Annotated in this window: 5 protein-coding genes; 3 read left to right on the top strand and 2 right to left on the bottom strand. The window is 53.0% G+C overall.

Translation table 11 applies throughout. The annotated features are described in order from the left end of the window. Positions 1 to 194: 194 nt before the first annotated feature. Both NSQ57_RS21575 and NSQ57_RS21570 read left to right on the top strand, forming a co-directional pair. Positions 195 to 18,962 carry a non-ribosomal peptide synthase/polyketide synthase gene (locus tag NSQ57_RS21575; RefSeq protein WP_342425277.1) on the top strand — a complete coding sequence of 6,256 codons (18,768 nt, stop codon included), beginning with the start codon at positions 195 to 197 and terminating at the stop codon, positions 18,960 to 18,962. An 848-nt stretch (positions 18,963 to 19,810) separates the two neighbouring features. Then, the gene (locus tag NSQ57_RS21570) at positions 19,811 to 20,443 is read left to right on the top strand and encodes a GNAT family N-acetyltransferase (RefSeq protein WP_340933276.1); all 633 of its coding nucleotides are present in this window, start codon (positions 19,811 to 19,813) and stop codon (positions 20,441 to 20,443) included. Between the two features lie 25 nt (positions 20,444 to 20,468). Here the strand turns inward: NSQ57_RS21570 and NSQ57_RS21565 are convergent, their stop codons facing one another. After that, positions 20,469 to 21,278: a helix-turn-helix domain-containing protein gene (locus tag NSQ57_RS21565; protein WP_340933274.1), complete on the bottom strand. Its 810-nt coding sequence runs from the start codon at positions 21,276 to 21,278 to the stop codon at positions 20,469 to 20,471. Between the two features lie 252 nt (positions 21,279 to 21,530). Between NSQ57_RS21565 and NSQ57_RS21560 the strand changes: the two genes are divergently transcribed. Beyond that, entirely contained in the window at positions 21,531 to 21,680 is a 150-nt protein-coding gene (locus tag NSQ57_RS21560; protein ID WP_340956968.1) for a hypothetical protein, read from the top strand. Between the two features lie 268 nt (positions 21,681 to 21,948). On the opposite strand, the gene NSQ57_RS21555 is transcribed toward NSQ57_RS21560, so the two are convergent. After that, a complete protein-coding gene (locus tag NSQ57_RS21555) occupies positions 21,949 to 23,007 on the bottom strand; it encodes a LacI family DNA-binding transcriptional regulator (protein ID WP_340933270.1) in 1,059 nt (352 codons plus the stop codon). Between the last annotated feature and the right edge of the window lie 209 nt (positions 23,008 to 23,216).

Genomic DNA, 23,216 nt, shown 5'->3' with positions numbered 1-23,216 from the left:
GCGACAGAGTCTTTTAGTAATCCAAGGTATGACTTTATAACCGGTAGTTACCAGAAAACGTAGACACGAAAAATGAGGAAGAGTCCGATGGAGCCGTTCCGGGAATGGCCTGCGCGGTTCTTCTAAGAGTGACTAAGTGACATCTAGGTACAAAGCCTATCTATAAAGAATCTCTAAACCGGGAGTGTGTCGATGTGACAGAGAATACCAACGAGCAATATGGATTAACGCAAGCCCAGCGCCGAATATGGTTCATGGAAATTATGAATCCGGGAACGTCCATCACGATGCTTTCCGCGACCTACCAGATTACGGGCGAGATCAACACACAGCTTCTGAAGCAAGCGGCGGCAGAGATCGTCAAAACCTATGACGTTTTCCGAATCCGCATTAGCGGGGATTTGCAAAATCCAACGCAGTGGTTCGAAGAGCCGGAGAATGTCCAAGCTAGGATAAGCCGCCTCGAAATAGGCACAATCGAACAATTCTATGCTTGGGTGAAGGAAGTAAGCGAAAAACCGGCCAGCGTGTTCGACGAACACCTCTACGAATTTACGATTATTCATTTTGCGAACGGCCAAGTATGGCTCAATTTGACGGTAAACCATATTATCGCCGACGGCTTGTCCGTCAATGCTTTGCTGCATGCGGTGATGGAAAAATACCTGGAACTGCGCAAAGGCATCTCCAGCAGTTACCAGCCCCCTTCCTATCTAGATTATATTTCCGCGGAGCGTGAATATGAGCAATCGCAGCGTTATCAGAAAGGCAAGGAATACTGGCTGACGAAGTACAACACTTTGCCTGAAACGACCGGCATTAAATCGTATCCGCCATTCTCGATCGGCAGCGAATCCAATAAACTGTCCATCACTTTGGACGGTTCCCGGTATGAACGCATTCTGGCCTTCAGCGAACAATATCAGGTCAGCTTATATACATTATTTCTGTCCGCCATGTACGCCTTATTGTACAAGCTGACCGACAGCACCGATGTTCCGGTCGGCACGGTTTTTGCCAATCGCACCAGCAAGAAGGAAAAAGAAACGATTGGCATGTTCGTCAGCACCGTGGCTACGCGGATTCGTCTGAATCCAGACAGGAACGTGCTTTCCTTGATCCAAACGGTTTCCAAGGAAAATACGGCGGATCTGCGGTATCAGAAATACCCTTATAACCAATTGATCCAGGATTTACGCGAACAACACGGCCGCAACGATCTTTCGGGGCTGTTCCGCACGTCTCTGGAATATCTGCCTTTGAAAATCGTGGAGTACGAAGAAATCAAGGTACGCCTGGAGGCTCACTTCGCTAGGCACGAGATGGACGATTTGCTGCTGCGCTTCGACCATATGCTGAATGAAGGACATGTCATTCTCCATGCTTCCTATCGTACCGGCTTGTTCGAGACGGCCGAGATTGATCGGATTATGGAACAGTATGTAACCGTTCTGGACCAGTTTCTTCAGACTCCCGAACTGCCGGTACGCGAGATTTCTCTGCTGAGCGATGAGGAGAGACACCGCATTCTCAACGTTTTTAACCCGCCGGTGGCAGGGCTGAGCGAGGGAGAAGCGTTTCATCGGTATGTTGAAAAGTTTGCTCGAGAAATTCCAGATCATCCGGCAGTCGTCTACATGGACAAACAGCTGACCTACGGCGAATTGAACGAACGCGCCGAGCGGCTGGCTTCTCTCCTTCGCGAACAGGGCGTGGGAAGGGAGACGATTACGGGGATCTGGGCGGAGCGTTCGGTGGAACTGCTGGTCGGGGTGCTCGCCGTTTGGAAAGCCGGCGGAGCCTATGTACCGCTGGACCCCGATTATCCGGCGGAGCGGATTGAGTACATGCTCAGCGATAGCGATGCATCGGTGCTGCTTACGCAGCGTCATCTGTTGGAGCGGGCCGGAGGTTGGTTGGCCGATGACCGGCTGAAGCTTCAAGCTGTCTATGCCATGGACGATGAACAGATTTATAACGGGGATGCCTTAGCCGTGGAATTTGAATCTGCCGACAGCGCCCCGCAAGACTTGGCTTATGTGATTTACACCTCGGGTACGACGGGACGCCCGAAAGGCGTCATGATCGAGCACGGCAGTCTCGTGAATACGGCGGATGCGTACCGTCGCGAGTACCGGTTGGATCAGTTTCCGGTGCGGCTGCTGCAGCTGGCCAGCTTCTCGTTTGACGTGTTTGTCGGAGACATCGCGCGGACGCTATATAACGGAGGCACGATGGTGATTGTGCCGAAGGATGACCGGATTGATCCGAACCTCTTATACGGCTGGATTCGGGACCAAAGCATTACGGTATTCGAATCGACGCCTGCGCTCATCCTGCCGTTCATGCAGCATATTTATGAAGAAGGGCTGGACGTTAGCTCCATGCAGTTGCTGATTACCAGCTCGGATGCTTGCAGTGTCACCGATTACCGATTGCTGCAGGAAAGATTCGGCGGACAATTTCGCATCATCAACAGCTATGGAGTTACCGAAGCGGCCATTGACAGCAGCTTTTACGGTGAGCCGCTGGATAAGCTGCCGCCGTCGGGTCATGTGCCGATCGGCAAAGCATGGCTGAACGCCCGGTTTTACATTGTCGATGCCGCGTTAAAGCCGGTTCCTGTAGGGGTTCCGGGCGAGCTTGTCATCGGCGGCGCCGGGGTGGCGCGCGGGTACTGGAACCGTCCGGACCTAACCGCCGAGAAGTTTGCGGACAGCCCGTTTGTGCCAGGCGAACGTCTGTACCGGACAGGCGATTTGGCCCGCTGGCTGGAAGACGGCAACGTCGACTTCATCGGCCGAATCGACTATCAGGTGAAAATTCGCGGGTTCCGGATCGAACTCGGCGAAATTGAAACGGCCCTGCTGCGTTTCCCGGGCGTCAAGCAGGCTGTGGTGACCGACCGTACGGATGAGCAGGGGCAAAAGTATTTGTGCGGCTACGTGGCGGCGGATGCTTCCGTGCAGCTGAGCGATCTGCTGTCCCAATTGAAGCAAGAGCTGCCGGCCCATATGGTCCCGGCCCGGCTGGTGTCTCTTGATAAGCTTCCGCTCACGCCGAACGGCAAAATTGACCGTAAGGCGCTGCCTGAACCGACCGGAGAGGTAGAAGCAGGCCGTGAGTATGTGGCTCCTCGCACAACGCTGGAAACAAGACTTGCTCTCATTTGGCAGCAGGTGCTGGGTATTGCGCGAGTTGGAGTCCAAGACGATTTCTTTGACTTGGGTGGTCATTCCTTGCGGGCCTCCACGCTGGTTTCCAAGATTCGGAAAGAGCTGCAAGTCGAGGTTCCGCTGCGGGAAGTTTTCCGCTACACCACGATCGAACAGTTGGCCCAAAGAATCGGCGGTTTAAGGCAGCAGGAGACGTATGAGATTACAAAGGCGGCTGAGGCCGAGTACTATCCGGTTTCATCCGAACAAAAGCGTCTGTACGTCCTGCGCCAGCTTGACGGGGCTGAGCGCAGCTATAATATGTCGGCGGCGCTTCTTCTCGAAGGCAAGCTGGACTGCACGCGCGTCGAGCATGCGTTCCGGGCGCTGATTCAGCGCCATGAGACGCTGCGTACCGGGATCGAGCAGGTTCAAGGCGAGCTTGTCCAGCGCATCTATGACGAGGTGGAGTTTGCTGTGGATTATTTCCAAGCGAGCGAGCGGGAAGTGGAGCAAGTGGTAGAAGCTTACTATCACCCGTTTGATCTGACCAAGCCGCCACTTCTCCGCATCGGCCTGATCGAAGTCGCCGAGGATCGCCACATTCTGCTGTTCGATATGCACCATATCGTCTCGGACGGCATTTCGACAGCGCTGCTCTTCGACGAGTTCAGCCGCCTGTATCGGGGCGAGGAGCTGACCCCGCTGCGCATTCAATACAAAGATTATTCCGTTTGGCAGCATTCCGAAGCTTACGGGCAGATGCTCCAGCCGCAGAAGGAGTATTGGCTGGAACAGCTGTCGGGCGAGCTGCCGGTCTTGGAGCTACCGACGGACTTCCCGCGGCCTGCGGTGCAAAGCTTTGACGGCCGAACCGTGAAGTTTTATATCGAGAAAGATCGGACGGAGAAGCTGAAAGAGCTGGCGGCACGGACAGGGACGACCCTGTACATGGTGCTGCTGTCGGCTTACACCATCCTTATGCATAAATATTCGGGTCAGGAAGATCTGATCGTAGGAACGCCGATTGCCGGAAGAACACAGGAAGAAGTGCAGCCGATCGTAGGGATGTTTATCAACACGCTGGCCATTCGCAGCCGTCCGGAGCGTTCCAAGCCGTACCTTTCGTACCTGGAAGAAATCAAGGAAATCACGCTCGGGGCTTTCGAACACCAAAATTATTTGTTCGAAGACTTGGTGGAAAGTCTTCACATTCCGCGCGCGACTGGCCGGAATCCGCTCTTTGACACGTTCTTCTCCCTGCAAAATACGGAGAACGAGCAAATTGTCATCGAGGGGCTGGAGCAATCATTTTATCCGCTGGAAAACCGAACATCCAAGTTCGAGCTGCTACTGGACATTTCGGAGCTAGACGGTCAGCTCGAATGTCGGTTGGAGTACGCTACGGCTTTGTATAAGCAGGAGACCGCGGAGCGGTTCGCCAGACATTATGACAAGCTGCTTGAAACCATCGCAGCAGCGCCGGACGGGGATATTACCTCGCTGGAAATGCTCAAGGAGGAGGAAATCCGCGAGCTGGTGCGCGGTTTCAACGATTCGGAGGCGGACTACCCGCGGCGGCAGACGATTCACGGCTTGTTCGAAGAACAGGCGGAGCTTTACCCGGATCACGTGGCCGCCGTCATGAACGAGCGGCAGCTGACCTACCGTGAGCTGAACGAGCGATCCAACCGCCTTGCGCGGAAGCTGCGGGAGACGGGAGTAGAAGCGGACCAACTGGTAGCGATTCTGGCCGAACGCTCGCTCGATATGGTTGTCGGCATTCTGGCGATTCTCAAAGCGGGCGGAGCCTACGTGCCTGTCGATCCCGACTACCCGGAGGAGCGTATCCGCTTCATGATCGAGGATTCGGGCGCGCCGTTATTGCTGATTCAAAAGCATCTGCACGAGAAGACCGATTTCGCAGGGACGCGCCTCGAATTGGACGATTTCGTTTGGGGCGACAGAGGGGCGGACTCCGAAGGTGCGCTGGACGCTTCGAACCTGGAGCCGATTTCCGGGCCGAGCAACCTGGCATATGTCATCTACACGTCGGGAACGACCGGCAGACCGAAAGGAACGCTGATCGAGCATAAGAACGTCGTGCGGCTCCTGTTCAACGACAAGAACCTGTTCGATTTCGGGCCGTCCGACACGTGGACGCTGTTCCACTCGTTCTGCTTCGATTTCTCCGTCTGGGAAATGTACGGAGCGCTGCTGTACGGAGGCAAGCTGGTCATCGTACCGCCGCTGACGGCGAAAAATCCGGCCGATTTCCTGGCGCTGCTGGGCCGCGAACAGGTTACCATTTTGAACCAGACGCCAACGTACTTCTACCAGCTGCTGCGTGAGGTCTTGGCGGACCATCCGTACGATTTGCGGATTCGAAACGTCATCTTTGGGGGCGAAGCGCTCAGTCCGCTGCAGCTCAAGGGCTTCAAGACGAAGTACCCGGAGACGAAGCTGATCAATATGTACGGCATTACCGAGACGACTGTTCACGTTACATATAAGGAAATCACGTGGGTCGAAATGGAGGCGGCGAAGAGTAATATCGGCAAGCCGATCCCGACGCTGAAGGTGTACGTCCTGGATGAAAACCGCCGCCCTGTGCCGATCGGCGTAGCGGGCGAAATGTACGTGGCCGGGGAAGGCCTTGCGAGAGGATACCTGAACCGTCCGGATCTGACGGCGGAGAAGTTCGTCGATTCCCCGTTTGCGGAGGGGGAGAAACTGTACCGCTCGGGCGACTTGGCGGCTTGGCTACCGGACGGCAACATCGAATACCTGGGCCGGATCGATCATCAGGTGAAAATCCGCGGGTACCGGATCGAGCTGGACGAAATCGAGACGCAGCTTCTGAACGTCGAGGGCGTGGAAGAAGCGGTGGTGCTCGCCCGTCAGGACGGCGGGGGCGAGAAGGCGCTTGTCGCCTACTTTGTGGCGGACCGGATGCTGACGGTCAGCGAAATGAGAACCTCGCTGGCCCAGGAAATTCCGGGATACATGATCCCGTCGTACTTCGTGCAGCTGGAGCGCATGCCGCTGACGACCAACGGTAAAGTGGACCGCAAAGCGCTGCCGGAGCCGCAAGGCGGCATACAAACGGGCGTCGAATACGTAGCGCCGCGTAACCGGACGGAGTCCCAGCTTGTGAAGATCTGGGAGGAAGTACTGGGCTACTCCGGCATTGGAGTCCTGGACAATTTCTTCGAGCTCGGAGGCCACTCCTTGCGGGCGACGAACCTTGTCAGCAAGATTCAGAAGGAAATGAACGTCGAACTTCCGCTGCGCGATGTGTTCCGCTATACGACGGTAGAGTCGATGGCCGGGGCTATTGCCAGCTTGGAAGAAACGCGGCACTGCTCGATTCCGAAAGCGGAAGAGAAAGCGTACTATCCGGTTTCCTCCGCGCAAAAAAGGCTGTACGTCCTGCACCAGCTGGATAGTTCGGAGCTGAATTATAACCTCCCAAGCGCCTTGCAATTGGAAGGGGCTTTGAACGAGGTCAAAGTGGAAAAGGCGCTGACTACTTTGGTGGCCCGGCACGATATGCTGCGCACCGGTTTTGAAATCGTGAATGGGGAGCCGGTTCAGCGTATTCATCCGCTCGTAGCTTTCAAGGTCAAGAAGCTTCAAGCAAGCGAAGATCAGGTTGCGGCCATTCTTGAAGGCTTCATTCAGCCTTTTGACTTGACCCAGCCGCCTTTGCTGCGCGCCCTGCTGATCGAACTGGAGAAAGAGAAATTCCTGCTCGCGCTGGATATTCATCATATTGGTTCCGACGGCCTTTCCATGGACGTGCTGCTGCGCGAATTCGTGCGGCTTTACAATGGGGAAGAATTGCCGGAGCTGCGGATTCAATACAAGGATTACGCCGTTTGGCAGCAATCCGAGGAGCAGCGCCAGCGCATCAAACGGCAGGAGGAATACTGGCGCGAGGTATTCAGCTCCGAGCTTCCGGTTCTTGAGCTGCCTCTCGACTTCTCCCGCCCGGCCGTCCAGCAGTTTGACGGTCAAACGCTCACGTTTACGCTGGATGCGGAGAAAAGTGAAGCTCTCAAACGGCTTGCCGGCGATTCGGGGGCGACGCTATACATGCTTCTGCTGGCTGCGTACTCCGTATTGCTTCATAAATACGCGGGACAGGAAGATATAGTGGTCGGCACTCCGATTGCCGCCCGTTCTCACGCCGACCTGCAGCCGATTATCGGCATGTTCGTCAATACGCTGGCCCTTCGCTTGGGTCCGGCGGCGGAGCGGACGTTCCTGGATTACTTGCAGGAAGTGAAGGAAACGACGCTTGGAGCCTACGAGCACCAGGACTATCCGTTCGAGGAGCTGGTGGAAGCTCTTCAGGTGAGCCGGGATTTAAGCCGGAATCCTCTGTTTGACACCATGTTTTCTTTGCAAAAGCACGAAAGCTTGGATTTAACCCTGGAAGGCTTGCAATGGTCGCTGTTCGACATCGAGGAAAAGACGGCAAAGTTTGATCTTAGCTTTGATATCGTGGAAGCCGATAACGAGCTGGTTTGCAAGATCGAGTACGCTACCTCGTTGTTTAGACAGGAAACGATGGAACGGCTGGCGGGTCATTACGAGCAGCTTTTGGCGTCGATCTTGGCTCAGCCGGGTGCGCGGATTTCAGATTTGGATATCTTGCCGGACAGCGAAAAGCATGATTTGCTGGTCGGGTTTGACGTGTCGTCTTCGGCTCTTGCGAAGCAACCCGCCGCAGAGGGTACAGGTTTGGAAGCGGATGAGTCGTGGAGAGAGAGAACGTTCCACGAGCTGTTCGAGGAGCAGGCGGAGCGCACTCCGGGAGCGCTGGCGGTTGTCTACGAAGACAGCAAGCTGACGTATGCGGAGCTGAACGCCAAAGCGAATCGTCTGGCGTATGCACTGCGGGCGCGCGGGGTGAAGCCGGAGCAGGTGGTCGGCATTTTGGCCGGCCGTTCGGCGGAGCTGTTGATCGGGGTGCTCGCCGTATGGAAAGCGGGCGGCGCTTATGTGCCACTCGACCCGGACTATCCGGCGGAGCGGATCGAGTATATGCTCGCGGACAGCGGGGCGTCGGTGCTGCTCACGCAGACCCGCCTGCTGGAGCAGGCGGAAGCTTGGCGCAGCGACGGAGCTCTAGTGCTGCAAACGGTGGTTGCGCTTGACGACGCCACGACGTACAGCCTCGGAGCGGCTGTGGGCGTACAAGCTTTGGGCGAAGCAGGCGCAGAGGCGGAGGCTTTGGCGCAAGCGGAAACGGCTTCTGCCGAAATGTCCGCCACGGCAGAAGCCGAGAAGAACGTACTAGCGGCGGATCTCGCATCGAATCCGGCGAATGTGAACAAGCCGCGCGATTTGGCTTACGTCATCTACACCTCCGGTACGACGGGCAAGCCGAAGGGCGTGATGATCGAGCACCGCAGCCTGGTGAACACGGCGGCGGGCTACCGGCGGGAATACCGCCTGGATCAGTTCCCGATCCGGCTGCTGCAGCTCGCGAGCTTCTCGTTCGACGTGTTCGTCGGGGACATTGCGCGGACGCTGTACAACGGCGGCACCATGGTCATCGTGCCGAAGGACGACCGGATTGATCCAACCCGCCTCTACGGCTGGATTCGCGACTACGCCGTGACGGTGTTCGAATCGACTCCGGCGCTGATCGTGCCGTTCATGGAGCATGTGCATGCCGAGGGTCTGGACCTCAGCTCGATGCAGCTGCTGATCTCAAGCTCGGATGCGTGCAGCGTAGCGGATTACCGCACCTTGCAGGAGCGCTTCGGCTCGCAGTTCCGTATTATTAACAGCTATGGCGTAACGGAAGCGGCGATTGACTCCAGCTTCTATGACGAGCCGCTGGAGAAGCTGCCGAAGACGGGCAGCGTGCCGATCGGGAAAGCGTGGCTGAACGCCAAGTTCTACATCGTGGATGCGAATCTGAAGCCGGTGCCGATCGGGGTGTTGGGTGAGCTGGTTATCGGCGGAGCGGGTGTGGCCCGCGGTTACTTGAACCGCCAGGATTTGACGGCGGAGAAATTCGTAGACAGCCCGTTCGCCGCTGGGGAGCGGCTGTACCGGACGGGCGACCTGGCGCGCTGGATGCCAGACGGCAACGTGGACTTCATCGGCCGGATCGACAACCAGGTTAAAATTCGCGGCTATCGGATCGAGCTTGGTGAAATTGAAGCGGCCATGAAAAATTTTGCCGGCGTGCGTCAAGCGCTTGTCATCGACCGGACGGACGAGCGGGGGCAGAAATATTTGTGCGGGTATGTCGTAGCGGATTCCAGCTTCGATCTGGAAAGGCTTGTGGCCCATCTGGACGCCGCGCTGCCTTCCCATATGGTGCCTTCGCGCATCATGCGCCTGGATCAAATGCCGCTTACGCCGAACGGGAAGATCGACCGTAAAGCGCTGCCTGTGCCGGAAGGAAGCATTCGTGTCGAGGCTGCATACACGGCGCCTCGTACTCCTGCCGAGCAAGCACTTGCGTCGGTCTGGCAGTCGGTGCTGGGCGTGGATCAGGTCGGCACGATGGACAATTTCTTTGCGCTCGGCGGCGATTCGATCAAGGCCTTGCAGGTATCGTCCCGTCTTTTGCAAACGGGGTACAAGCTGGTCATGAAAGATTTGTTCCATTACCCGACGATTTCCGCCCTTAGTTTGCATCTGCAAACGGCGGAGAGAACGGCAAGCCAGACCGAAGTGACGGGAGAGGTCATCTTGACCCCGATTCAGCGCTGGTTCTTTGAACAAAATCCGGCTGACGTACATCACAGCAACCAGGCGTTCATGCAGTTCTCCAAGCAAGGCTTTGACGAAGAAGCTTTACGCCAAGCGGTGCGTCAGCTTGTTGTGCATCACGATGCTCTCCGTACGGTTTACCGCCAAACCGAGAACGGCTATACCGCATGGAACCGTGGCGCCGGGGAGAACGAAGCACTGTTCGATCTGGAAGTTGTCGATTTCAAAGGAGTCGGCGACGTGAAAGAAGCGGTAGAGGCTAAGGCGAATGACATTCAAGCGAGCATCGATCTGGAAAACGGTCCGCTGGTGAAGCTCGGCTTGTTCCGCTGCGACGACGGCGACCACCTGCTCATCGCGATCCATCACTTGGTCGTAGACGGCGTATCCTGGCGGGTTCTGCTTGAGGATTTTGCTGCCGGCTATGAGCAGGCGCTGCAAGGGCAGCCGATCCGTCTGCCGCTCAAAACGGATTCATTCCAAACGTGGGCGAAACAGCTCGCTGATTATGCGAACGGTCCGGCGATGGAAAGCGAGAGAGAGTATTGGCAACATATCGAGCAATTGACCTATGAGCCGCTTCCGAAGGATTTTGAACAAGGCAGATCCAAGCTGAAGGACAGCGGGCTCGTGACCGTTCGCTGGACGGCAGAGGAAACCGAACAGCTGCTGAAGCAGGCACACCGTGCTTACCATACGGAAATGAACGATTTGCTGCTTGCTGCGCTTGGCCTCGCGGTACAAGCTTGGAGCGGCCGGGAACGCGTGCTGGTGAATCTCGAAGGCCACGGCCGGGAAGATATTTTGCCGGATGTGGACATTACGCGCACAGTAGGCTGGTTTACAAGCCAATTCCCTGTCGTTCTGGAGCCGGGTCACGCCCAGGCGCTCGGTCATCAGGTGAAACAGGTTAAGGAAAGCTTGCGCCGCATTCCGAACAAAGGAATCGGCTACGGCATCCTGCGTTATTTGTCGGCGTCGCGTGACGGCGAGCGCTTCGCTTTGGAGCCGGAGATCAGCTTTAACTATTTGGGTCAGTTCGACCAGGATTACGAAAGCAGCGACTCGCAGCCGTCTCCGTTCAGCCCGGGCTCCGATTCAAGCCCGAATGCAGTGATGGATTTTGTCCTCGATATTAACGGTATGGTGTCGGAAGGAGTGCTGGAACTCACGATCCGTTATGGGGAAACCCAGTATAAACGGGAAACGGTAGAGCGCCTGGGCACCCTGCTTCAATCGAGCTTGCGTGAAGTCATCAGCCATTGCGTATCGAAAGAGCGGCCGGAGCTTACGCCTAGCGACGTACTGCTTCAAGATGTGACGGTGGAAGAACTGGAGCGGCTGTCCGAACATACGGCGGCGCTCGGCGAACTGGAGAATGTATACACCCTGACTCCGCTGCAAAAAGGGATGTTGTTCCACAGCCTGCTGGATGCCGATTCGGAAGCTTACTTCGAACAGGTGACCTTCGATCTGTACGGAAGCCTGAATGTCGAAGCCTTCACCCAAGGATTGGATACGCTGGTGCAGCGGAATGAGGCGCTGCGGACCAACTTTATTACTGGCTGGAGAGACGAGCCGCTTCAAGTGGTATTCCGCGAGCGGAAGTGTGAAGTGTACTTCAAAGATATTCGCTCGGTAAGCGATGAAGACCCGGAGAAGACGATAGCCGATTTTGTCAGCGCGGATAAAGCGAACAAGTTCGATTTGGCCCGAGGCTCTCTTATGCGCGTGACAGTTTTGCGCACGGGCGACGAGTCCTACCATGTGATCTGGAGTCACCATCACATTTTGATGGACGGCTGGTGCATGTCCTTCATGATCAAGGAAGTGTTCGACACCTACTTCGCGTTCCACGAGAAGCGGACGCTGGAGCTTCCTCCGGTTACCTCGTACTCCCGGTATATCGAATGGCTGGAAGCTCAAGATGCCGCGAAAGCTTCGCGTTACTGGTCCGAGTATTTGGCGGGTTACGATCAGCAGACCAAGCTGCCCCAGGAGAAAACGCAGCTGAAGCAGGGCGCTTTTGAAGCAGCTGAAATCGATGTGGAACTCAGCAAGGAACTGACCGGGCAAATCGGGCGGGTGGCGCGCCAGCAGCAGGTGACGCTCAATACGTTCATGCAGACCGTATGGGGACTGGTTCTGCAGGTATACAACAACAGCGAGGATGTTGTATTCGGCTCCGTCGTATCCGGGCGTCCGGCGGAAATTCCGGGCATCGAAAGCATGATCGGCCTGTTTATTAATACGATCCCGGTCCGTATTCAAGGCAAAGCCGAGGAGACGGTAGCCGATATCTTGAGAAAAACCCAGGACCAAGCGCTGGCATCGGGAGCTTACGAAACGTTCCCGCTGTTCGAGATTCAGTCGCTGAGCGAGCAAAAGCGCGACTTGATCAACCATATCATGGTCTTTGAAAATTATCCGATGGAAGAACAGATTGAGCAGGTCGTCGGCGGAGACAAAGAAGCGCTGAAAATCGCTAATATCCATTCGCCGGAGCAAACGAACTACGACCTGGACATTACCGTCATTCCGGAAGAGCATATTTTGCTGCGGTTTACGTACAATGCGCTGACGTTCAGAGAGGAAGACATCAGGCTGATCCACGGTCATTTTGCCCGGGCACTGGAGAAGGTTGCGGCTAACCCGAACATCCGCGTGAATCAGTTGGAGCTTTTGACGGCGGCGGAAAAAGAGCAAATTCTCGGCGCGTTTAACCCGGCGCAGCCGGAAGCGGCTCCGGCGGCCGCGTTCCACCGGCTGTTTGAGGAACAGGCGGAGCGCACGCCGGAAGCGGCGGCCGTCGTGTACGAGAACGACCGACTGACGTATGCGGAGCTGAACGAGCGGGCGAACCGCTTGGCGGCCACGCTGCGCGCAAGTGGCATCGGCCGGGAGACGATCGTCGGCATTCTCGCCGAGCGTTCGGTGGACTTGCTGGTGGCCGTGCTGGCCGTCTGGAAAGCGGGCGGGGCGTATGTGCCACTCGACCCGGATTATCCGGCGGACCGCGTGCGGTTCATGCTCGAAGACAGTGGAGCGAAGGTGCTGCTAACGCAAACGCCGCTGCGAGAGCGTGCCGAAGCCTGGCTCGGCGAAGAGGAACTGGCGCTGGCGGCGGTGCTGTACCTCGACGACGAAGCGTCGTACAGCGACGAGCGGACGAATGCCGACAGCTTCCATGAAGCCCGTCCGGAGGATTTGGCATACGTGATCTACACGTCGGGAACGACGGGCAAGCCGAAGGGCGTGATGATCGAGCACCGCAGTCTGGTGAACACGGCGGCGGGCTACCGGCGGGAATACCGGTTGGATCAGTTCCCGGTGCGGCTGCTGCAGCTCGCAAGCTTCTCGTTCGACGTGTTCGTGGGAGATATCGCGCGGACGCTGTACAACGGAGGTACGATGGTGATCGTGCCGAAGGACGACCGGATCGATCCATCTCGTCTGCATCACTGGATGGAGCGGGAGCGGGTCACCATCTTCGAATCGACGCCGGCGCTGATCGTGCCGTTCCTGGAGTACGTGCACGATCAGCAACTGGATATGAGCTGGATGGAGCTGTTGATCACGAGCTCGGACAGCTGCAGCGTGGCGGATTACCGGACCTTGCAGGAACGCTTCGGCTCGTTGTTCCGGATCATCAACGCATACGGCGTGACGGAAGCGGCGATCGACTCCAGTTTCTACGACGAGCCACTGACGAAGCTGCCGCAGACAGGCCATGTGCCGATCGGCAAAGCGTGGCTGAATGCGAAATTCTACATCGTGGACGCGCATCTGAACCCGGTGCCGGTCGGGGTGCTGGGCGAGCTGGTTATCGGCGGAGTCGGGGTAGCGCGCGGGTACTTGAACCGTCCGGAGCTGACAGAAGAGAAGTTCGTAGACAGCCCGTTCGCCGCGGGCGGGCGGCTGTACCGCACGGGAGACTTGGCGCGGTGGATGGAGGACGGGAACGTGGACTTCATCGGCCGGATCGACAACCAGGCGAAAATCCGGGGGTACCGGATTGAGACGGGCGAAGTCGAAGCGAAGCTGCTGAGTGTAGGTGGCGTGAAGGAAGCGGTCGTCGTCGTCAGGGAAGATCAAGAAGGTCAGAAAGCTTTGTGCGCTTATTATACAGCGGAAGAAGGCTTGACGGCGGCGGACCTGAAGCGGGCGATTGCCAGCGAGCTGCCGGGGTACATGATCCCGTCGTACTTCGTGGAGCTGGAGCGCCTGCCTCTGACGCCAAACGGGAAAATCGACCGGAAGGCGCTGCCGGCACCGGAAGGGGGAGCAGGCGTAGGCCGCGAATACGTGGCGCCGCGCACCGAACTTGAGGCGAAGCTGGCCGCCATTTGGCAGGATGTGCTTGTTCGGGAGAAGGCGGTAGGCGTGACAGACAACTTCTTCGACCTCGGCGGACACTCCCTGCGGGCGACGACGCTTGTCAGCAAAATGCATAAGGAGCTGGGCATTGAATTCCCGCTTCGCGACGTATTCCGCTACTCGACGGTTGAGGAAATGGCCGCGGCTATGGAGCGGCTGGAGATCGGCTCGTTCACGGCTATTCCGGCTGCGAAACCTAACGAGTATTATCCGCTCTCTTCCGCTCAAAAACGTCTCTATATCTTGAACCAGCTGGAAGGAGCCGAGCTGAGCTACAACATACCGGGAGCTATGCTGCTCGAAGGGGAGCTCGACCGGCAGCGGTTTGAAGAAGCGTTCCGCGGGCTCGTAGCTCGTCATGAGACGCTGCGTACCGGCTTTGAGATGGTAAAAGGCGAAGCGGTTCAGCGGATTTACGAAGAAGCCGCCTTCCAGGTGGAATATGTGCAGATCAGCGGGGAGCAGGCGGAAGAAACGGTGCGCCAATTCGTTCGTCCGTTTGATCTAGCGAAGCCGCCACTTCTGCGGGTAGGCCTTGCCGAACTGGCGCCGGACCGGCACATACTAATGTTCGATACGCATCATATCGTATCCGACGGCGTTTCGATTGACGTACTGATCGAAGAGTTCGTCCGCTTGTACAGCGGGGAGCAGTTGGAGCCGCTCCGCATTCAGTACAAAGATTATGCGGTATGGCAGCAATCGGATGAGCAGAAAGCTCAGCTTGCCAAGCAGGAAGCCTACTGGCTCGACATGTTCCGCGGAGAGCTGCCGGTTTTGGAATTGCCGACGGACTATCCGCGCCCGGCTATGCAGAGCTACGAGGGCCGCACGCTGCAATTGTTTATGGATAGCGAGAAAAGCGAGGGTCTGAAACGGCTTGCAGCCGAGAACGGCGCAACGCTTTACATGGTTCTGCTTGCTGGTTATACAATATTATTGCATAAGTATACAGGGCAAGAAGACGTGGTGGTCGGTACGCCGATTGCGGGAAGAAATCACAGCGACGTTCAGCCGCTGATTGGGATGTTCGTCAATACTCTGGCCATCCGCAGTTATCCGGCTGCCGGTAAAACGTTCCTTGACTACTTGAAGGAAATCAAGGAGACGACGCTGGGCGCTTTTGAACATCAGAATTATCCGTTTGAGGAACTGGTGGATAAGGTGAACGTAGCTCGCGATTTAAGCCGCAATCCGCTGTTCGATACGATGTTTGCTTTGCAGAATACAGAGAATTTGGAAATCCAGCTTCCCGGACTCCATTTGTCGACGTATGCCAGCGAAGAAATTGTTTCTAAATTCGATCTCAGCTTGGACGTCACGGAGATCGAGGAAGGCTTGGAATATCTGTTTGAATACGCCACTGCTCTTTATAAAACCGAAACGGTGGAGAAATTGGCCGCTCACTACTTGCAGCTGCTTGAATCCATTCTCCGCAACCCGTCGGCGACTATTGCCGAGATGGGTATTTTGACACCGGCGGAAAAAGAGCAAATTCTCGGCGCGTTTAACCCGGCGCAGCCGGAAGCGACTCCGGCGGCCGCGTTCCACCGGCTGTTTGAGGAACAGGCGGAGCGCACGCCGGAAGAGGCGGCCGTCGTGTACGAGAACGACCGGCTGACGTATGCGGAGCTGAACGAGCGGGCGAACCGCTTGGCGGCTACGCTGCGCACAAGCGGCATCGGCCGGGAGACGATCGTCGGCATTCTCGCCGAGCGTTCGGTGGACTTGCTGGTGGCCGTGCTGGCCGTCTGGAAAGCGGGCGGGGCGTATGTGCCACTCGACCCGGATTATCCGGCGGACCGCGTGCGGTTCATGCTCGAAGACAGTGGAGCGAAGGTGCTGCTAACGCAAACGCCGCTGCGAGAGCGTGCCGAAGCCTGGCTCGGCGAAGAGGAACTGGCGCTGGCGGCGGTGCTGTACCTCGACGACGAAGCGTCGTACAGCGACGAGCGGACGAATGCCGACAGCTTCCATGAAGCCCGTCCGGAGGATTTGGCATACGTGATCTACACGTCGGGAACGACGGGCAAGCCGAAGGGCGTGATGATCGAGCACCGCAGTCTGGTGAACACGGCGGCGGGCTACCGGCGGGAATACCGGTTGGATCAGTTCCCGGTGCGGCTGCTGCAGCTCGCAAGCTTCTCGTTCGACGTGTTCGTGGGAGATATCGCGCGGACGCTGTACAACGGAGGTACGATGGTGATCGTGCCGAAGGACGACCGGATCGATCCGTCTCGTCTGCACTACTGGATTGAGCGAGAGCGGGTCACCATCTTCGAATCGACGCCAGCGCTGATCGTGCCGTTCCTGGAGTACGTGCACGAGCAGCAACTGGATATAAGCTGGATGGAGCTGTTGATCACGAGCTCGGACAGCTGTAGCGTGGCGGATTACCGAACCTTGCAGGAACGCTTCGGCTCGTTGTTCCGGATCATCAACGCATACGGTGTGACGGAAGCGGCAATCGACTCCAGTTTCTACGACGAGGAGCTGACGAAGCTGCCGCAGACAGGCCATGTGCCGATCGGCAAAGCGTGGCTGAATGCGAAATTCTACATCGTGGACGCGTACCTGAACCCGGTGCCGGTGGGGGTGCTGGGCGAGCTGGTTATCGGCGGAGTCGGAGTGGCGCGCGGGTACTTGAACCGTCCGGAGCTGACAGAAGAGAAGTTCGTAGACAGTCCGTTCGCCGCGGGCGAGCGGTTGTACCGCACGGGAGACTTGGCGCGGTGGATGGAGGACGGGAACGTGGACTTCATCGGCCGGATCGATAACCAGGCGAAAATCCGGGGGTACCGGATTGAGACGGGTGAAGTCGAAGCGAAGCTGCTGAGTGTAGGTGGCGTGAAGGAAGCGGTCGTCGTCGTCAGGGAAGATCAAGAAGGTCAGAAAGCTTTGTGCGCTTATTATACAGCGGAAGAAGGCTTGACGGCGGCGGACCTGAAGCGGGCGATTGCCAGCGAGCTGCCGGGGTACATGATCCCGTCGTACTTCGTGGAGCTGGAGCACCTGCCTTTGACGCCGAACGGAAAGATCGATCGGAAGGCGCTGCCGGCACCGGAAGGGGGAGCAGGCGGAGGCCGCGAATATGTGGCGCCGCGCACCGAACTGGAGGCGAAACTGGTCGCCATCTGGCAGGACGTGCTGGGGGCGGTCACGATTGGCGTGACGGACAACTTCTTCGACCTCGGCGGTCACTCCCTGCGGGCGACGACACTGGTCAGCAAGGTGCACAAGGAGCTGAGCGTGGACCTGCCGCTGCGCGATGTGTTCCGGCACTCGACCATCGAAGCGATGGCCGAAGCGATCAGCCAATTGGAGCGGCAGGAACACCTCTCCATTCCGGTTCTGGATAAGAGGGATTACTATCCGCTTTCCTCCGTGCAAAAACGGCTGTACATCCAGCAGCAGATGGAAGGCGCCGAGCTTAGCTACAACATGTCCGGCATGACGGTTCTCGTCGGGCGCTTGGAACGGAATCAATTCGAGGCGGCGCTCAAAGAATTGATAGCTCGTCACGAAATTTTGCGAACCGGCTTCGAAATGGTCGACGGCGAACCGGTACAACGGATTTATCCGGACTTGAAGTTTGCCGTCGAGTATACGAAAGCGACGGAAAGTGAAACGAAGAGCATCGTAGACGGCTTTGTGCGCGTCTTTGATTTGGAGCGGCCGCCGCTGCTGCGTGTGGGCTTAGTCGAATGGGAAGCGGAACGGCAACTGCTCATGCTGGACATTCATCATATCGTCACGGATGGCATGTCGATGGGCATCTTTGTCGAAGAGCTGCTGCGCCTGTATAACGGCGAGACTCTGGAACCGCTTCGGATTCAATACAAGGAATTCGCCGCTTGGCAGCAGTCCGAACCTGTAAAAGAGCGACTGAAACGTCAGGAAGCCTACTGGCTGGACGTGCTGGAAGGCGAACTGCCGACGCTTGAACTGCCTACGGACTTTGTCAGACCTGCCGCTCGCAGCTTTGAGGGAGATGTGCTGCCTTTCAGCATCGACAAGCAGATGACCGACAGCTTGCAGCGCATCGCCGATGAGAACGGCGCCACCCTTTATATGGTGTTATTGGCGGCCTATTCAATCCTGCTCAGCAAGTACTCGGGACAAGAAGACTTCATTGTAGGCATGCCGGTTTCGGGCCGCACACATGCCGACCTAGAGCCGCTCATCGGAATGTTTGTCAACACTTTGGCGATTCGCCATTATCCGTCCGGGGAGAAGACGTTCCTCGCTTACTTGAACGAAGTCAAAGAAACGATGCTGGGGGCCTACGACCACCAGGATTATCCGTTCGAGGAGCTTGTGAAAAAGCTGCAGGCACCGCGAGATCAAAGCCGCAATCCTGTATTCGATGTCATGTTTGTTCTGGAAACCAAGGAAGATAACGTTCAAAGCTTCGGGGATATCAAGATCGAATCTTATCCGGAAACTCATACGGTTTCCCAATTTGATCTTACCTTGGTCATTTCGTTGCTGGATGAGGGAATGAACGGGCAGTTTGAATATGCTACCAAGTTGTTTACGCGCAATCTGATCGACAATTTCGCTCAGGACCTGCTCGTGATCATCACCCAAATTTGCGAACAGCCTTCGGTGCTGTTGAAGGATATTTCCCTGAACGGGCAATCCGAACAGGAGCAAGATGTGCTAGAGGCCATTGATATTATTTTCTAATCCCTTACCCGGCTTGGGTGTATGCCGTATTTCTCTCGGTACGCATCCTGCCGGGTGTTTTTTTTCAAATAAAGAGGAAAAATCCACCACAGGAATCTGACGTCAAGTGCCGCTGAGTAACTATTTCAATTATTGGAAAATCGACAAAACACAACAGAAAACTTAGTTTACCTTTGGGATACTAAGAATCAAACCATTTAAACAGAGATAATTCCACCATAAAATCCGAATACACGAAAAACGAAAAGAAGTAATTGCCGATCGTTGCAGACGAGTTTAATCTTTTGACTATGACACCAGAAGAACAACAAAAGGCACACGAAGACTACAGGAAGAAATACAGATATCTGAAATAAGAGGTTTAGGAAGCGGAGCTTCTCCGCATTCCATAGAAGGCTTTAGAAGAAGCTTTAACTGACATCGTTAGCTACGGAGTTATTTTCAAAAGGCAAATTCAATTAGAATGTAAATACGTTATGACTATTGAAGAGTTGAATATATTCTTGACTGAATTGTATTCAATTATTGATATTCGGATATTTATTGTTTCACCTGAAATTGCCGGACTCCTTATAATAGAGTCCGGCAATTTCAGGTTCTTCCCAATTTAACATGACTATTAGCCGTCTATCCTTGTAAGTGAGCCCTGGAGGGAGAGATGAAGGATGACGGATATATGGGATTTACATCTTTATTATACTAACGGCGGCTTTCCTGAAATAAGGAGAGCTTTTTTATTCAATAAACGGCTAGTTGAAAATAGAATTACAATAAATACTTGACTCTCCCCATTAGGGGAGACACTAAACTCAATTTGTAAGCTAATCAATTAAAAGGAGGAAGTCAAAATGAACTTAGATATTAGAGACATTAGAAAAGAGGATATAGAACGTATTAAAGCGATTATTGCAGATACCTGGAACGCAAAGGATTTTATAGAGGATGACGGCATAATAAATGCAGCAGTTACAATGAAGTTCATAAGTCCAATATTAAATAAAAGTACTTTTGGAAGAGTAGCTACATTAGATGGAGAAGTTATTGGTGTAATTTTTGGTTCAAGAGTTGGTGAAATAACATCTTATAGATTGCTACAAGAAGATTATACAAGTGAATTGCTACAACTCTTAAATCTAAATGACATAGAACGAAAAGTATTTGTTGAACTCACCTCTATGACTAATGAGGCATACAGCAAGTTAATTAGAGGAAAAGAAGATGAGTTTCAGGGTTGCTTAGAATTCTTTGCTGTTTCTGAAGAAGCTAGAGGAAAAAAAGTAGGGAAAAAATTATTTAATGAGCTCATCTCTTACTTAAGAAATACAAAAGCAAATAAAATTTATGTGTATACAGATACAATGAGTAACTATGGATTCTATGACCATAATGGATTTGTTCGTCTTGATGAAGAAGTAACTGTATTTAATCTACCTAACGGTAAACTCGAAAATACAAATTTTATTTATGAATACAAACTTTAAGCAGCTAAAAGTCAGCCTACCTTATTTATGGGGTGGGCTTTAGACTTATTTGAAATTGGGAGAAGTGATTATATTGATTAAAAACATCTGTCACTAAATAAAACAAATAAACCTTATTACACGTCAAACTGTTTTTCTCCAAATATTCTTTTACCAATTGAAATATTTCAATCTCAGTATCTCCCGTACAATTAACAGTTAAATATTCTCCTTTTGGTAATTCAGATATATTAAAGGTATCTTTAAGCAATCTATAATCATCTGATGTTATTAGACGAAATACATCACTGATTTTCCAATTATCATACTGACATGAATAAATTAATCCACACTGAAACGTATGAGTTGCGAATTCGCCTAATTTTTCATCTAATTTATCGAATGACTTTATCTCATTAAGTTCTCCACCTGATGTAGGTAAACTTAAAAAGTATCTGTCTTCAAATGTCTGAATATTAAATCCATTGTTCATAAGTTCATCTTCAGATGAATGGATAGCTGCCTTTAAAATTTCTATTTGTTTATTAAGTTTCTCTAATTTCTTTATTTCTTTATGAATTTCTTCATTTTTCTGTTCTAAGTAAAGTTTAAGGTAATTAGTATCGGCTTTAGCAAATAAGGCTTTAATTTCTTTAACACTTACATTACTTTGCTTACAAATTTTTATAATATCCAGATAGATAAATTGATTAACTGTATAATAGCGATAACCGTTATCGGGATTAGTGTATGCAGGTATTAATAAACCAATATTATGATAATAACGTAAGGTTTTTATCGTAACATTTTTTAATCTGGAAACTTCCCCAATTGAAAAATACCTTTTATTATCCATAAATTCCTCCAATAATTCTTATGTGTGAAAGTTGTTCTGCTGATACATCAATTCCTACCCTCCTAATAAATCACAAGTTGTGCTCTTATTCAACTAACGGGGCGTTAGAAGAATTAAACGATTACTACCGGATTACGCAACTGGAAGATCGAGTGCTTTAGTGTGGAACAATCTCTTTTCTAATGCCATAAAGTTAGCGAGCCAAGCGTTAAGGTGACTGTTAGACTGAAAATAGAAGAAGGATTTGCAGTAGTGAAGGTTTCGGATACTGGCTGTGGTATCAATCTGGAAGTGAAGCGAGTGGTAGATATTGTGGACTGTGAAATCTCTGTTGAAAGCAAAGCGGGCAAGGGGAGTACCCTCATAATAAAAATGCAGAGAGATTTGGATGGAATGGTTTAGGGATATGTTACTCTGTTTGTGCGAAGATGTTTGCTTTTCTAGCGGATAAAGGTTAACTATGGCGAGTGAATTAGCAGGGTTCAAGCAGAGGAGTCTTGGAAACTCTAAATTTTTAGGTTAATTTTAAAAAGAAAAAGATAGACAACAAACATGAAAGATGTTCACGAAAAAGTGCCTGCTCCATCTATTTTAAAGAGGCAGGCACTTCATTTCCATGAGAGTAAAGCGAAGATTGCAAAAATCCAGGAACGGGCATATGATCAACCTTTTATATCCGCGGAAAGTTAAGGACATCATCCGGCGGTAACGGAAATGACGCTCGAATATAAGTTGTTGGAGCTATTTTTTGATGAACGGGCAACATCCGTTCATGTAGGTTCTTCTTGGATAACGATTTATAAAGTATAGATATAGCTGCTGCGGCTATTTTCTCGGATGGTATATCGATGGCCGTAATGGGCGGTGTAGAATATTGGGTAGCATCCGGTCCGGTCATCCCGATCGATATAATAGCAACTTCCTCAGGGATTCTAATATTCAAACGGTTAAATTCATGGGTCATTCCCAGAACAATGGTATCCGATTCACAGAATATAGTTTTAGGCCTATCCGTCATTTGGAGATATCTCCCGGCCGCTGCAACTCCACCGGCAAGCGTATTTGGTGCCATCATAATATGTGGTTGATCAACCGAAATATGCTGCTTCCTACACTCTTCAAGAAACGCATTGATACGCTGGTTGGAAGCAACATAAGGACTTTCCACTGCAACCACTCCGATTTGTTGTACCGACTGTTTAGTAAGCAAAGAAACTGCCTCTATTGCAACTTCGCCGGAGTCAACATAAACTGTGGAGAATTTTTTGGATTGGCGATTAATCAAAACGATTGGCATGCGGGGCGACAATGACTCCAAATACGCAAGATCCGCCTCGGAAGTAGCACCTATAATAATTCCATTATACGTATTGTTCATGATCTCTTTAGCGTCTTTTGCGATTTGATCATTCGTATAAATACGTATAACAAGCTCGAAATCAAATTGTTTTTTTTCTATTTCGGATTGAATCCCCGCCAACAGTGCCGTGAGCATGTTCGTCCGGGCATCTAATGTCCAATATAAGGCAATGATCGGCTTGGCCCGATCTAAATTGCGTAAACGTCTTGCACTAACATTCGGCTGATAACCTAATTCATCTATGGCTTTCATGACTTTATTGTAGGTTTTCAAGGGAATATTCCGTTCCTTGGTTTTGCCGTTAATGACAATGGAAACCGTCGAAACGGATACCTCAGCCAATTTAGCAACATCCTTCAGTGTAACCATCTAAAGGTCTCCAATCTAATAAATAATTGGTCATACTTTCCTTAAATATAATCATAATCTAATTTTCAGTAAATGTGAACAATTGTGAAAAGTAGAACATAACCTTGATTTGCTCATTTTATTGATATAAAATGAGTCTGTCAATAAGTACAACGTTATACTAAAACGTTGTACTAAAACTCAATTCTAAAATTCGGCCGAATCCTTAG

Origin of the sequence: Paenibacillus sp. FSL L8-0502, assembly GCF_038593055.1 — a bacterium.
Lineage (GTDB): Bacteria > Bacillota > Bacilli > Paenibacillales > Paenibacillaceae > Paenibacillus > Paenibacillus polymyxa_D.
The sequence above is the reverse complement of the archived record's forward strand: the minus strand, read 5'-3'. Positions and strand labels throughout refer to the sequence as shown.

Bases quoted from the DNA above. Each gene is read 5' to 3' on its own strand.
- NSQ57_RS21555 (WP_340933270.1), bottom strand. From the start codon at position 23,007: ATGGTTACACTGAAGGATGTTGCTAAATTGGCTGAGGTATCCGTTTCG.
- NSQ57_RS21570 (WP_340933276.1), top strand. From the start codon at position 19,811: ATGAACTTAGATATTAGAGACATTAGAAAAGAGGATATAGAACGTATT.
- NSQ57_RS21565 (WP_340933274.1), bottom strand. From the start codon at position 21,278: ATGGATAATAAAAGGTATTTTTCAATTGGGGAAGTTTCCAGATTAAAA.